The 12821-nt window shown below is 72.3% G+C and carries 15 protein-coding genes; 11 read left to right on the forward strand and 4 right to left on the reverse strand.

All coding sequences use genetic code 11. From position 1 onward, the window contains the following. Window positions 1-248: 248 nt before the first annotated feature. Together AC3ANS_RS23760 and AC3ANS_RS23765 are read left to right on the forward strand one after the other, a co-directional pair. Complete coding sequence (locus AC3ANS_RS23760; RefSeq protein ID WP_488294033.1) at window positions 249-401, forward strand: hypothetical protein; 153 nt, start codon at window positions 249-251, stop codon at window positions 399-401. A 15-nt stretch (window positions 402-416) separates the two neighbouring features. Beyond that, window positions 417-2066, forward strand: a complete 1650-nt coding sequence (locus AC3ANS_RS23765) for a DUF429 domain-containing protein (protein ID WP_488294034.1) — start codon at window positions 417-419, stop codon at window positions 2064-2066. A 17-nt stretch (window positions 2067-2083) separates the two neighbouring features. Here the strand turns inward: AC3ANS_RS23765 and AC3ANS_RS23770 are convergent, their stop codons facing one another. Further along, window positions 2084-2560 carry a group II truncated hemoglobin gene (locus AC3ANS_RS23770; protein WP_488294035.1) on the reverse strand — a complete coding sequence of 159 codons (477 nt, stop codon included), beginning with the start codon at window positions 2558-2560 and terminating at the stop codon, window positions 2084-2086. 19 nt (window positions 2561-2579) lie between these two features. After that, entirely contained in the window at window positions 2580-3566 is a 987-nt protein-coding gene (locus AC3ANS_RS23775) for an LLM class F420-dependent oxidoreductase (RefSeq protein WP_488294036.1), read from the reverse strand. 43 nt (window positions 3567-3609) lie between these two features. Here AC3ANS_RS23775 and AC3ANS_RS23780 point away from each other — a divergent pair, with 43 nt between their 5' ends. Next, complete coding sequence (locus AC3ANS_RS23780) at window positions 3610-4116, forward strand: mycothiol transferase (protein WP_488294037.1); 507 nt, start codon at window positions 3610-3612, stop codon at window positions 4114-4116. Window positions 4117-4260: 144 nt separating this feature from the next. On the opposite strand, the gene AC3ANS_RS23785 is transcribed toward AC3ANS_RS23780, so the two are convergent. After that, window positions 4261-5532: an MFS transporter gene (locus tag AC3ANS_RS23785; protein ID WP_488296559.1), complete on the reverse strand. Its 1272-nt coding sequence runs from the start codon at window positions 5530-5532 to the stop codon at window positions 4261-4263. Window positions 5533-5609: 77 nt separating this feature from the next. On the opposite strand from AC3ANS_RS23785, the gene AC3ANS_RS23790 reads away from it, so the two are divergent. Both AC3ANS_RS23790 and AC3ANS_RS23795 read left to right on the forward strand, forming a co-directional pair. Continuing rightward, a complete protein-coding gene (locus tag AC3ANS_RS23790; protein ID WP_488294038.1) occupies window positions 5610-5888 on the forward strand; it encodes a DUF1905 domain-containing protein in 279 nt (92 codons plus the stop codon). Beyond that, window positions 5885-6100, forward strand: a complete 216-nt coding sequence (locus tag AC3ANS_RS23795; protein ID WP_488294039.1) for a DUF4287 domain-containing protein — start codon at window positions 5885-5887, stop codon at window positions 6098-6100. The genes AC3ANS_RS23790 and AC3ANS_RS23795 overlap by 4 nt, the downstream gene beginning before the upstream one ends. Window positions 6101-6113: 13 nt before the next feature. Here the strand turns inward: AC3ANS_RS23795 and AC3ANS_RS23800 are convergent, their stop codons facing one another. Next, a complete protein-coding gene (locus AC3ANS_RS23800) occupies window positions 6114-7166 on the reverse strand; it encodes a glycoside hydrolase family 6 protein (RefSeq protein ID WP_488294040.1) in 1053 nt (350 codons plus the stop codon). A 169-nt stretch (window positions 7167-7335) separates the two neighbouring features. On the opposite strand from AC3ANS_RS23800, the gene AC3ANS_RS23805 reads away from it, so the two are divergent. The 6 genes from AC3ANS_RS23805 (at window position 7336) to AC3ANS_RS23830 (ending at window position 12726) form a co-directional block, all read left to right on the forward strand. Continuing rightward, entirely contained in the window at window positions 7336-7704 is a 369-nt protein-coding gene (locus AC3ANS_RS23805) for a YciI family protein (protein WP_488294041.1), read from the forward strand. Then, entirely contained in the window at window positions 7701-8933 is a 1233-nt protein-coding gene (locus AC3ANS_RS23810; protein ID WP_488294042.1) for an RNA polymerase sigma factor, read from the forward strand. Before AC3ANS_RS23805 ends, AC3ANS_RS23810 begins: the two co-directional genes overlap by 4 nt. A 61-nt stretch (window positions 8934-8994) precedes the next feature. After that, window positions 8995-9549, forward strand: coding sequence for a hypothetical protein (locus AC3ANS_RS23815; protein ID WP_488294043.1), 555 nt, complete (start codon window positions 8995-8997; stop codon window positions 9547-9549). Further along, the gene (locus AC3ANS_RS23820) at window positions 9546-11465 is read left to right on the forward strand and encodes a M3 family metallopeptidase (protein WP_488294044.1); all 1920 of its coding nucleotides are present in this window, start codon (window positions 9546-9548) and stop codon (window positions 11463-11465) included. Before AC3ANS_RS23815 ends, AC3ANS_RS23820 begins: the two co-directional genes overlap by 4 nt. A gap of 116 nt (window positions 11466-11581) precedes the next feature. After that, the gene (locus tag AC3ANS_RS23825; RefSeq protein WP_488294045.1) at window positions 11582-12316 is read left to right on the forward strand and encodes a PadR family transcriptional regulator; all 735 of its coding nucleotides are present in this window, start codon (window positions 11582-11584) and stop codon (window positions 12314-12316) included. Next, entirely contained in the window at window positions 12313-12726 is a 414-nt protein-coding gene (locus AC3ANS_RS23830) for a DUF1707 SHOCT-like domain-containing protein (RefSeq protein ID WP_488294046.1), read from the forward strand. The genes AC3ANS_RS23825 and AC3ANS_RS23830 overlap by 4 nt, the downstream gene beginning before the upstream one ends. Window positions 12727-12821 lie beyond the last annotated feature (95 nt).

The raw sequence follows: 12821 nt of genomic DNA on the forward strand, positions 1-12821 counted from the left end.
CGCGGGCACCGCGCGGGGAGGCTGCGGTCAGAGGGCCGGGAGGCAGCCCGGGCTGCGGCGGACCTGTCCCCGCGTTGCTGCCAACGACGGCGACCGCCGACGACCTGAAGCCGACGTACCTCTCGACGCAGGCGAGCGCGACCATCGCCGCTGCCTCGACCACAGGTCCAGACCGGCGTATCAGCAACCCCAGGCCACGACTCCTGCCTGACGTCCGCCGCAGATCTCAGCTTGGAGCGTGTCCCCGCATGAACCCCATGACCGTGAACCTCACGACCGCAGTCGCGCACGTGCGCGAGCGTGCCCGCGAGGAGGACCGGCGGCCGTGCTCGGGACGGGTGGACCGGGCGATCCGCGCGGCGCGATCGGCGCGCTTCGCGCTCGAGCGCGCAGGGGGATAGGGCAGTCTTCTCCTCATGTACTACGTCGGCGTGGACCTCGCCTGGGGCGAGCGGCGTCCGACCGGCCTGGCCGTGCTCGACGACGAGGCGCGACTGCTGCACGTCTCGACGGTGCACTCCGACGACGAGATCGAGGAGCACCTCGCGGCGTACCTCGACGGGCCGTGCCTGGTCGGGTTCGACGCCCCGCTGATCGTCACGAACGCGACGGGGTCCAGGCCCGCGGAGCAGGAGCTGGCGAAGGACTTCCGTCGCTTCGAGGCGGCCCCGCACCCCTCCAACCTCGGCAAGCCGGAGTTCGTCAACGGCTCGCGCGCCGCCCGGCTGTGCAAGCGGCTCCGGCTCGACATGGACCCGCGCTCGGGCCGTGAGCGCCGCGCGATCGAGGTCTACCCGCACCCGGCGACGATCGTGCTGTTCGGCCTGGGCCGCACGCTGAAGTACAAGGACAAGCGCGGCCGCGACCTCGACCTGTTGCGCGGCGAGCTGCTCACGCTGATGAGCTACGTCGAGCGCATCGTCGTGACCGACCGCAGCTGGCAGACGCTGCGCACCCAGGTCGCCGAGGCCACCCGCAAGAGCCACCTGCGCGCGGTGGAGGACCAGGTCGACGCCGTGGTCTGCGCCTACGTCGCGCTGTTCGCGCAGCGCTGGCCCGAGCGGACCACGACGTACGGCACGTTCGAGGAGGGCTACATCGTCACCCCGACGCTGCCCGACGCGCATGCCACGATCCGCGCCGCCGTGGAGGAGTACGCCGAGCGCCACCCGCGCCTGGTGGCGATCGCGCAGGAGTACGTCGCGCTGGTGACGTCGATCCTCGACGAGGCCGGCATCAACTACCTGACCGTCACCGGACGCGCCAAGAGCGTCGACTCGTTCGCCGCGAAGGCCGCCCGGGCCGTGGACGGGGTGCCCGTCTACACCGACCCGCTGCGCGACATCGGCGACCAGGTCGGGCTGCGGGTGATCACCTACGTGCGCAGCGACGTGGCCGCGGTGGCCGACGTGCTGGGCAGCCAGCTGCGCGTGCTCGACGACCGCGACCTGGGGCAGGAGACCGCGAGCGAGGGCCGGTTCGGCTACGCGAGCCGCCACCTGCAGGTCGCCCGCGAGGACGGCGTCACCGCGCAGGTCCAGGTGCGCACGGTGCTGCAGCACGCATGGGCGGAGTTCGAGCACGACATCCGCTACAAGGGCACGGTCCCCGAGGAGCACGCGCGCGACTTCGACCGCCGGTTCACCCTCGCCGCCGGGCTGCTCGAGCTCGCCGACCAGGAGTTCACCACGATCCGCGACCGCCTGCGCGGCACGGCCCCCGAGGAGCCCGACACCCAGGCCGTGGGCGTGACCGCGCGCGAGCTGGCGGCCTACCTCGCCGGCCAGTACGCCGATGCGGAGTGGTCGCGCACCGACCACTACGCCTGGATCGCGAGCCTGCTCCCCGAGCTGGGCGTCACCACGCTCGCCGAGCTCGGCCACGTGCTCGCCGAGGTCGACGACGACCTGATCGCGGCGCGCATGGACTACCGCTACCCGCCCGGCGCGGTCCGCCGGCTCGACGACGCCCTGCTCGCGGCGTACGGCGAGAGGTACGTCGTGCTGCCCGGCAACGCCCACCGGGTGGCGGCGTTGCACACCCGGCTCGACAAGCTGCGCGGCTGAGCCGCGATCCAGGCTACTCAGGGCTGGTACGGCGGGGCCACGCCCCAGCCCCAGCGCGGCACCGGCGCGTGCGCGACGGGCGTGGCGCCGGGCTGGGAGTTCTCCACCGCCAGCCGCGTGCCCCACTCGAGATAGCCGATGAGAGCCGCCCGGAACTCCGGGTCCGCCGGGAGGCCCACCTCGTCGGCCGCGAGGCTCATCGTGGCGGCGAACCGGTGTCGCTGCTCGGCGGTGATCGCGAGCCCGCGGTGGTGGGCGAGCATCCGCTCGTAGCCGCCGTGCTGCTCGGTGTAGGTCGCCGGCCCGCCGAGCACCTCCGCCCACCAGTCGGTCACGTGGGAGCGGTGCTGCTCGCTGACGCCACCGGGGAAGAACCCGGTGAGCAGCTCGTCGCCCTCGACCCGGTCGTAGAACGCGTCGATCATCCGGCGCACCGCGTCGTGGCCGCCCGCCCACGAGAACAGCGTCGGCAGCCCCGGCTCGTCAACGCCCATGGCCGCGACGCTACCCGCGTCAGGGCGCGGCGTCGCGCAGCTTCTCCAGCAGCGGACCCGCGGCCTCGGCGAGGAACCGCTCCTGGCCCTCGTCGCCGATCTGCACGAGGGCGATGTCGGTGAACCCGGCCTTCCAGTAGGCACTGACCGCCTCGACGACCTTGTCGAGGTCCGGGCCGCACGGGATGGACTCCGCGACGTCCTCGGGCCGGACGAACTGGGTCGCACCGGCGAAGCCCGCCGGTGTCGGCAGGTCGGCGTTCACGCTCCACCCGCCGCCGAACCAGCGGAACTGCTCGTGCGCCCGCGCCACGGCCGCCTCCTCGGAGGGGTCCCAGCAGATCGGGATCTGCCCGATCGCCCGCGCCTTCGAGCCGATCCGCGGCGCGCCCTCGACGGCGTTCCAGCCCTCGACCAGCGAGGAGTCGGGCTCGACGCCGATCAGGTGCTCGCCCAGGGGTGCGAAGTTCTCGATCGCCCGGTCGCCGGCGACCGCGAGCGCGAGCTCGATGCCCTCGTCGGGCACGTCCCACAGCCGAGCGGAGTCGACCTCGAAGTAGTCGCCGCGGTAGTCCACGAGCTCGCCGGTGCGCAGCTCGCGGATGATCTCGACCGCCTCGCGCAGCATCGCCTGCCGGCTCTGGATCGCCGGCCACCCGTCGCCGACGACGTGCTCGTTGAGGTTCTCCCCGCTGCCCAGGCCGAGCGTGAACCGGCCCTCGGAGAGGATCTGCACGGTCGCTGCCTTCTGCGCGACGACGGCGGGGTGGTAGCGCATGGTCGGGCAGGTCACGTAGGTCATCAGCCCGACCCGCGAGGTCGCCTGGGCGACCGCGCCGAGGGTGGCCCAGGCGTACGGCGCGTGCCCCTGCTCGGTGAGCCACGGCGAGTAGTGGTCGCTCATCACCTCGAAGTCGAATCCGAGGTCCTCGGCCGCCGCGGCGTACCGCACCAGCTCGCGGGGTCCGCTCTGCTCGGTCATCAGGGTGTAGCCGAAGCGCGTCATGGTTCGCGGGTACCCGTCGGCGCTTGGTCGTAACGTCAGCCCCATGAACACATCGGATGTCTTCATCGACTTCTTCGAGCGGATCGTCGAGAACGGCGTCGCCGCGGTCGACGGTCTCGATCGCGACCAGCTGGCCCACCGGCCGGCGCCGGACACCAACTCCATCGCGTGGCTGATCTGGCACGCCGCGCGCGTGCAGGACGCGCAGATCGCCCACCTCGCCGGCACCGAGCAGATCTGGTTCAGCCAGGGCTGGGTGGACCGGTTCGGGCTGCCCATCGATCCGGCGGACCACGGCTACGGCCACTCCAGCGAGCAGGTGGGCAAGGTCCGGGCGGACGCCGGCCTGCTCGCCGACTACCTGCGTGCGACCCACGAGGCGACCGTCGCCTACCTCCGCGGCCTCACCGCGGAGGACCTCGACGACGTGGTCGACACCCACTGGGATCCGCCGGTCACCCGGGGGGTGCGGCTGGTGAGCATCGTCGACGACGATGCCCAGCACGTCGGCCAGGCGGCCTACCTCCGCGGGCTGCTCCTCGCCCGCTAGGACCCTGCTGAACAATCCGCGCGGCTGCGCGACGACCGGTGGAGCGTTGGCGGCGTTCGCCTCGGTCGAAGTGACCCGCCACGCCCTTCCTCGGCCGCCTGGCCACCGCACGCACCGGTCGCCGCTCGCGTGCGCCCGTCTTGTTCAGCAGCGCCCTAGGCGACTGAGCCGGTAGCGCACGAACGACGGCACCGCGATCGCCGCGACGACGGTGCCGACGATCACCAGCACACCACCACCCGCGGCGGCGGCAGCCGTACCTACGGCGGCCGCGCTGGCTCCGTGCGCGACGTCCGCGATCCGGGGACCGCCCGCGACCACGACGATGAACACGCCCTGCAACCGCCCGCGCACGGCGTCGGCCGCCGCGGTCTGCAGCATGCTGGTGCGGAACGCCGCCGAGGCCATGTCGGCGGCGCCGCCGATGACCAGCATCAGCAGGGCCGTGACCAGCATCGGGCGGTGCCACTGGTCCGCGAAGGCGACCGAGAGCCCGAAGCCGGCCATCGCCGCACCCCAGACCAGGATGCACACGACCACGGCGTACCCCTGCCGATCGATCCGCGAGACCCAGCCCGAGAACACCCCGCCGACGACGGCGCCGGCGGGGATCGCGGCGAACAGCGCGGCGAACACCAGGCCGCCCGAGTCCGGACCGTCGAACGAGACGTGGGCGATCTCGGGGAAGAGCGCCCGGGGCATCCCGAACACCATCGCGATCAGGTCGACCACGAACGACATCAGCAGCACCGGGTGGCCGCGCAGGTAGGTGAAGCCCTCCACCACCGAGCGCAGCCCGGGCGTCGTGGTGACTCCCGTGTCGACCGGCAGCCGGGGCAGTCGAGCCACCGCGCTGAGCGTCGCGAACAGCGTGAACGTGTCGATCAGGTAGAGCCAGCGGAACCCCAGCACCGGGATCAGCACCCCCGCCACCAGCGGTCCGGCGATCGCCCCGGCCTGGAACACGGTCATCGACAGCGAGTTGGCTGCCGGCAGCAGCTCGGGAGGCAGCAGCTTGGGCAGCACCGCGCTGCGCGTGGGCTGGTTGACCGCGAAGAACGCCTGCTGCACCGAGAACAGCCCGAGCAGCAGCCACACGTCGGTGTTGCCGAGCGCCGCCTGCAGCCAGAAGAGGGCGCTGGTGCCGATCAGGCCGGTGGTCGTGATCAGCAGCAACGTGCGCCGGTCGAAGACGTCGGCGAGCGCGCCACCCCACAGCCCGAACACCACCAGCGGTACCAGGCCGAACAGCCCCGTGAGCCCGACGTACGCCGAGGAGCCGGTGTCCCGGTAGATCTGAGCCGGCACCGCGACGACCGTCAGCTGGGCGCCGATCACCGTGATGATGTTGGCCAGCCACAGCCGCCGGAAGTGCTCGTTGCGCAGCGGCCGGGTGTCGGCGACCAGCTCACCCAGTCGGTCTCGGTACGTGCGCACGGTTGCCGAACCTAGACGGCCGATGAGTTCTTCCCGCGCGCCGGGTCGGATCTGGCATGACCGAGATCGACGTGCGCTTCGACGCCGTGCTGCAGCGCAGCGACGCCAAGGGCGGCTGGACCTACGTGGTGTGGCCCGAGTCGGACGCCTTCTTCGGGACCCGGGGCCTGGTCAAGGTCCGGGGCACCGTTGACGGGGTGCCGTTCGAGAGCTCGTTCATGGCGCTGGGCGACGGCCGCCACAAGCTGCCGGTGAAGAGCGCGCTGCGTGTGGAGTCCGGCAAGGCGGCGGGCGACACGGTCGCGGTGCGGCTGAACGAGAGGATCGAGCGATGAGCGAGAGCGCCAAGGGACCAGCGTCGTACTTCCCGTCGATCGAGAAGACGTACGGACAGCCGATCGCCCACTGGAAGCAGGCCGTCCGCGCCGCTCCCGGCTACGGCACGACCGCCAAGCACATGGACCTGGTGGCGCTGCTCAAGGAGCAGGGCCTGGGCCACGGCCACGCCAATGCGGTCGTCGCCCACACCCTCGCCGAGGACCGCTGAGGGCCCCAGAGCGTCAGCCGCAGCTGGGTGAGTCGGGCCGGCCGAGCAGCCGGTCGGCGAGGAAGTCGCACCACTGGCCCGACGGCGGGCCGCCGTTGACGGTGCCGTCGGACTCGCCGGGGTGCTTGACCCAGAGCGTCCCGTCGAACGCGCCGTCGAAGACGAGCCGGGGCGGCTTGCCCAGCCGGGCCCAGGTGGGGTTGATGACGTCGTTGCCGTCGCTGCTCGGGGTCGCTCCGTTGCGCGAGGTGTCGACGACGTAGTGCTTGCCGGTGATGCCGAGCTTGCGCAGGCCGGCGAGCATCTTCGCCGCGTACGCCTTCTCGTCGGCGGTCGGGCGGAAGTTCGAGACGTTGGTGCTGAAGCCGCGGGCGAACCCGATGCCTGCCGACTTGAGGACCGCCGGCCGCTGGTCGTACGGCGTCCAGTTCGAGTGGCCGGCGTCGAGGTAGACCCAGGCGCCCGCGTTGGTCAGCACCCGGCTCGCGAACCGGAGCATGCCCTGCCAGCCCGCGGGCTTGGTCGGGCAGGTCGCCACCGGGCTGCTGAAGAGCGGCAGGGCGTCCGGCTCCAGGACGAGCAGGGCCTTGGTGCCACGCAGGCCACTCGCGATCTGCCGGATCCAGCCGCGGTACTGCGCGGCGGTCGTGAGCGGGTTGCCGGAGGAGTACTGGCCGCAGTCGCGACCGGGGATGCCGTAGATGCTCAGCACCGGGGTCTTGCGCGCGGCCGCGGCGTCGCCGGTGTACTCGAGGATCTTGCTGCGCACGTGGGCGGTGTCGTAGGCCTCGGGGATCACCCAGAACGCCTGGGCCTTGCTGCCGATGTTGTCGCGGTACGTCCCGCCCTGCTGGTACGCCGGCATCTTCGGGTCGACGAACAGGCCGCGGGTCTTGCGCGGGTCCGCCGCCTTCTTCGCGACCGATGCGTGGCGTGCCCCCGGGTCTGCGCCGGTGGGTACGCCGAGCGCGGCGCCACCCAGTGCGGTGCCACCCAGTGCAGTGCTACCGAGTGCGAAAGCGGTCAGCACCGTGGCGGCGCGCAGCAGGAAGGACCGAGGGAGCACCCGTTCAGGGTACGGGCTCACGGTCCTCGCAGGGCCCGAAGAGCCCAGGTCGAGGGCGCAACCCGATAGGCAGGGAGGACCGGCTTGCGCAAGGGTGTCGTATCGCGGCCCTCGCGTTCGTGGACACAGTGACCGGGCCACCGAGGCCCCATCCCCAGGAGGAACCGAGATGTCCCAGTACCTGCTGTCCGTGATCCACAACGAGGCGGACATGGCCGCGATGGACGCGATGAGCCCCGACGAGATGCAGACCGTGTTCGCCGCGGTCGACGCGTTCAACCAGAAGCTGCAGAACGACGGCGCCTGGGTGTTCGCGGGCGGGCTCCAGACTCACGAGGCGACCACCACCGTCGACAACACCGGCGCGGAGAGCATCGTCACCGACGGGCCGTTCGCTGAGTCCAAGGAGTACCTCGGCGGCTTCTGGATCATCGAGGCGCCGGACCTCGACGCGGCGCTGAGGTGGGCCGCCGAGGGGTCGAAGGCGTGCGCCAACCGGGTCGAGGTGCGCCCCTTCCAGGAGGAGCCCGGCGCGTGAGCGACGCGCACGCGGCCATCGAGCGGATCTACCGCGAGGAGTACGGCCGGGTGGTCGCCTCGCTCGTACGCCGGTTCGGCGACATCGACATCGCCGAGGAGGCGGCCGGCGAGGCGCTGCTCGTCGCGATGGAGAAGTGGCCCCGGGACGGCGTACCGCCCAACCCCGGAGGCTGGCTCACCACCACGGCGGGCAACCGCGCCATCGACCGGATCCGCCGCGAGTCGCACCGCGACGCCAAGCACCAGGCGGCCCTGATGTTGGAGGACGACACCCCCCATGAGCCCACCGGTCCCGTCGAGGACGACCGGCTGCGGCTGATCTTCACCTGCTGCCACCCCGCGCTCGCCCCCGAGGCACGGGTGGCACTGACCCTGCGACTGCTCGGCGGCCTCACGGTCCCCGAGATCGCCCAGGCGTTCCTGGTCCCCGAGACCACCATGGCCCAGCGGATCACCCGCGCGAAGAAGAAGATCAAGGGCGCCCACATCCCCTACCGGGTCCCCGACGCCGAGGACCTCAAGGTCCGGCTCTCGGCCGTCCTGGCCGTGGTCTACCTGGTGTTCAACGAGGGCTACCTGTCCAGCTCCGGTGACGCCCCGATCCGCGAGGACCTCACCGCCGAGGCCATCCGGCTCGCCCGGATCCTGCGGACGCTGCTGCCCGAGGAGCCGGAGGTGGTGGGCCTGCTGGCGCTGATGCTGCTGACCGAGTCGCGGCGTACGACGCGGGTCGCCGGCGGCGAGCTGGTCCCGCTCCACGAGCAGGACCGCGGCGGCTGGGACCGGCAGCTGATCGCCGAGGGGCACCGGCTGGTGCGGGCCTGCCTCGCCCGTGCCGAGCTCACCGGGGAGCGGCCGGGCCAGTACCAGCTGCTCGCGGCGGTCAACGCGGTGCACACCGACGCGCCGACCGCTGCCGACACCGACTGGGGGCAGATCGCGGCGCTCTACGACCAGCTCTACGCGCTCGTGCCGAGCCCGGTCGTCGCGCTCAACCGGGCGGTCGCGATCGCGGAGCTGGATGGGGCCGAGGTGGCACTGGCGCAGGTCGACCGGCTGCCGCTCACCGGCTACCACGCCTGGCACGCGACCCGCGCCGACCTGTTGCGCCGGCTGGGTCGCAGCAGCGAGGCGCGGGCGGCGTACGACGCGGCGATCGCGGCCACCGAGAACCCCGCCGAGCGCGCCTACCTGGCCCGGCGCCGTGGCAGCCTCGCCCCCGGCTGATCGCGGGCCGATCCGGTCCGTTCCCCAGGTGAACGGACGGTGAACGTGACACGATCGTGAGGTGGACAAGCTCGCGGTCGCGGCCTGGCGACTGAGCGTCGCCGGGTGTGCCGCGGCCGGGGTCGCGCTCGCCGCCCGGCAGTACGACGTGTGGTGGACCGCGCTCAGCCAGCTCACCAACCTGGCCGTCGCCGTGGGCTTCTTGGGACTCGCGTTCGCGGAGCCTCGCTCGCCGTGGCTGCGCGGAGCGCTGGCGACCGCGATGGCCCTGGTGTGCGTGGCCTACCTCCCGATGGCCAACGGCAACCTCACCGCGCCGTGGTCGGTGCTCGAGCACATGGTGACGCCCGCGCTGGTCCTGGTCGACTTCCTCCTGGTCGGCACCAACCAGGCCGAGGTGCGGTGGTGGCACCCGCTGAGCTGGCTGGCGCCGCTCGCGGCGTACCTGGTCTGGTACGTCGACGGCGACCTCCGTGTCTACGCAGCCCTCGACCCGGCTGGTGGACCGGTGTTCACGGCCCGGTTGCTCGCGCTGGCGACGGTCGCACTCGCCGCGGGCTACCTGCTCTACGCCCACGGCCGCTCACGACGGGCCTCCCTAGTCTTGGCGGCATGACGTCCGGACCCCTCGTCCTGCCCGCTGCCGCCGACGCCCAGGAGTGGGTGGTGACCCGCGCCCGTGACGGCCTGTCCGCCGCCCGCGAGCGCACCCGCCGGCTGCGCGACGACCCTCCGGGTGACACGCTCGCCGTGCTCCGCGCCTGGGACGAGGTGACCCGTGAGCTGTCCGGCGTGGCGGCGATCTCGTCGCTGCTCGCGAACGTGCACCCGCTGGAGGAGGTGCGTACGGCGTGCGAGGCGGCCGAGGCCGAGGTCGACCGCCTGGCCACCGAGCTGCGCCAGGATCGCGGCCTCTACGAGGTGTTCGCCGCCGCCGACCCGACCGGGCTGCACCCGGACGCCGCCCGGCTCCTGGACAAGACGCTCGAGGACTTCCGGCGCGCCGGCGTCGACCTCGACGACGCGACCCGCGCGCGCCTCACCGAGATCAACGCCCGTCTCACCGAGATCGGGCAGGAGTTCGGCCGCACGATCCGCGACGACGTGCGCACGGTGCGGGTGCCGCCCGAGCGGCTCGAGGGGCTCCCCCAGGACTGGGTCGAGGCCCATCCAGCGGACGACGACGGGTTGGTCACGGTCACGACCGACTACCCCGACTCGGTGCCGGTGCGGATGTTCGCCCACGACCCGGCGCTGCGGCGCGAGGTGACCGTCGCCTTCCTGGAGCGCGGGTGGCCGCAGAACGAGCCGCTGCTGCGCGAGATGTTCGCGTTGCGCCACGAGCTCGCGACGCTGGTCGGCTACGCCGACTGGGCGTCGTACGACGCGGCCGTGAAGATGATCGGGGAGGGCCCGGCCATCCCGGCGTTCATCGATCGGATCGCGGCGGCCGCCGAGGAGCCGATGCGCCGCGACCTCGACCTCCTGCTCGAGCGCTACCGCCGCGACGTGCCCGGCGCCAGCGGCATCGACTCCGCGGACGCGCTGTACTACGAGGAGCTGGTCCGCCAGGAGCGTCACGACGTCGACTCCCAGCGCGTGCGGACCTACTTCGACTTCGCCCGGGTGCGGCAGGGCCTGCTCGACGTGACCGGCCGGCTGTTCGGGCTGCGCTACGAGCCGGTGCCCGACGCGACCGTCTGGCACGAGGAGGTCACGGCGTACGACGTCCACGACGCCGAGACCGACGACCTGCTGGGCCGCATCTACCTCGACCTGCACCCGCGGGAGGGCAAGTACAAGCACGCCGCCCAGTTCACGCTGGTCGACGGCCTGGCCGGGCGCCAGGTGCCGGAAGGCGTGCTCGTGTGCAACTTCTCCCGGGGGCTGATGGAGCACGACCACGTGGTCACGCTGTTCCACGAGTTCGGCCATCTCGTGCACCACGTGCTGGCCGGGCACGGCGACTGGACCCGGTTCTCCGGCGTGGCGACCGAGTGGGACTTCGTCGAGGCGCCCAGCCAGATGCTGGAGGAGTGGGCATGGGACGCGGAGGTCCTGGGTGGGTTCGCGATCGACGCCTCGGGTGCGCCGATCCCGGCCGACCTCGTCGAGCGGATGCGGGCGGCCGACGACTTCGGCAAGGGCTACCAGGCGCGCACGCAGATGTTCTATGCCGCGATGTCCTACTGGTTCCACACCTCGCGGCCCGCGGACCTGACCGCCGCGATGCGCGACCTGCAGGCGCGCTACTCGCCGTTCGCCTACATCGACGGCACCCACATGTTCGCCAGCTTCGGACACCTGAACGGCTACTCCTCGGCCTACTACACCTACATGTGGTCGCTGGTGATCGCCAAGGACCTGTTCTCGGCGTTCGACGCGGACGATCTCTTCGAGGCGGGCGTCGCCCGGCGCTACCGCGACCGGGTGCTGGCCGCCGGCGGCTCCCGGGACGCCGCCGACCTGGTCGCCGACTTCCTCGGCCGCCCCTACACCTTCGACGCCTACGCCGCCTGGCTGGCGCGGTGAGCCGCCCGAGGAATCGTCTTGCCCGGTCACCGCGACGGGCGTACGCTCGCGATATATCGTGAAGTGTCGGCGACAGTACGCCGAGCGCGATATCTCGATCTGAGAGGAGTCCCGACATGGGACGCAGGGGATTCAGCCGGCAGTGGGCCGGCCAGGTGGATCAGGAGTGGCACCAGCACGGTGGCCGCCGCGGGGGACCGTGGGGCGGCCCCTGGGGTGGACCAGGCGGCGGGCCGGGCGGCTTCGGCCGGCCGGGGCACCCGGGACCGCCGCCGTGGGTGGCCGGTCTGTTCGGCCTCGCCCAGGGTGAGCGTCAGCGGGGCCCGCGGGTCCGCCGCGGGGACGTCCGCACCGCGATCCTGGACGTCGTCCGGACCGCGCAGTGGAACGGCGACCCCGTCAACGGCTACCAGGTGATCCAGCAGATCGCCGAGCGCAGCAAGGGCGCCTGGCGCCCCAGCCCCGGCTCGGTCTACCCCACGATCCAGCAGCTCGAGGACGAGGGCCTGGTCGCGACCGGCGACAACGGTGGCCGGCGGAGCCTGCGGCTCACCGACGAGGGTGAGGCCTACGTCGCCGAGCACGCGGACGAGCTGGCCGCCGTGTGGGCGCCGTTCGAGGAGACCGAGCCGGAGGACCGCGAGGACCAGGTCGGCTATGCCGACCTCAAGCCCGAGATCGGCCAGGTCATGGGCGCGGTCTGGCAGATCGTGACCAACGGGAGCGACCACCAGCGCCGGGCCGCGATCGAGATCCTCGTCGACACCCGCCGCCGGCTCTACGGCGTGCTGGCGGACGGCGACCCGGAGACGGACCCGGAGACGGACCCGGACATCGAGGAGGAGTCGTGAACGACGACCAGCTCCGCATCGGCGACACCGACCGGGAGCAGGCGGCAACGGCCCTGGGTGAGCACTACGCCCAGGGCCGGCTGAGCTCCGAGGAGCACGCCGAGCGCCTCGACCGGATCTGGGCGGCTCGCACCCGGGCCGACCTGCGCCCGGTGTTCCGCGACCTGCCGGGCTGGCCCGCGCCGGCCTCGCCGGTGCGACCGCGCGGGACCCGCCCGGCGACGTACTGGAGCACCGGGATGGCGCCGTTCCACCGTCGTCTCCCGTCGCCGTTGCTGGTGATCCTCGCCGTGCTGCTGGTGCTCACGGTCCTCACCCACCTGCCGCTGATCCTGGCCGGAGCATTGGTCGTCTTCTTCGTCATGGGCCGGCGCCGGAGGGCCGCGAGCGCCCGACAGTGGTCCAGATGAGAGCGGTAGACCAGTGTCGTAGACCACCGTCATAGACCAGCTTCGCAGTGCGTTGAGCCACACCTAACCTTGCGGAACACCGGGCTGGGGGGGCC

Source organism: Nocardia sp. 149-1B (assembly GCF_057747975.1).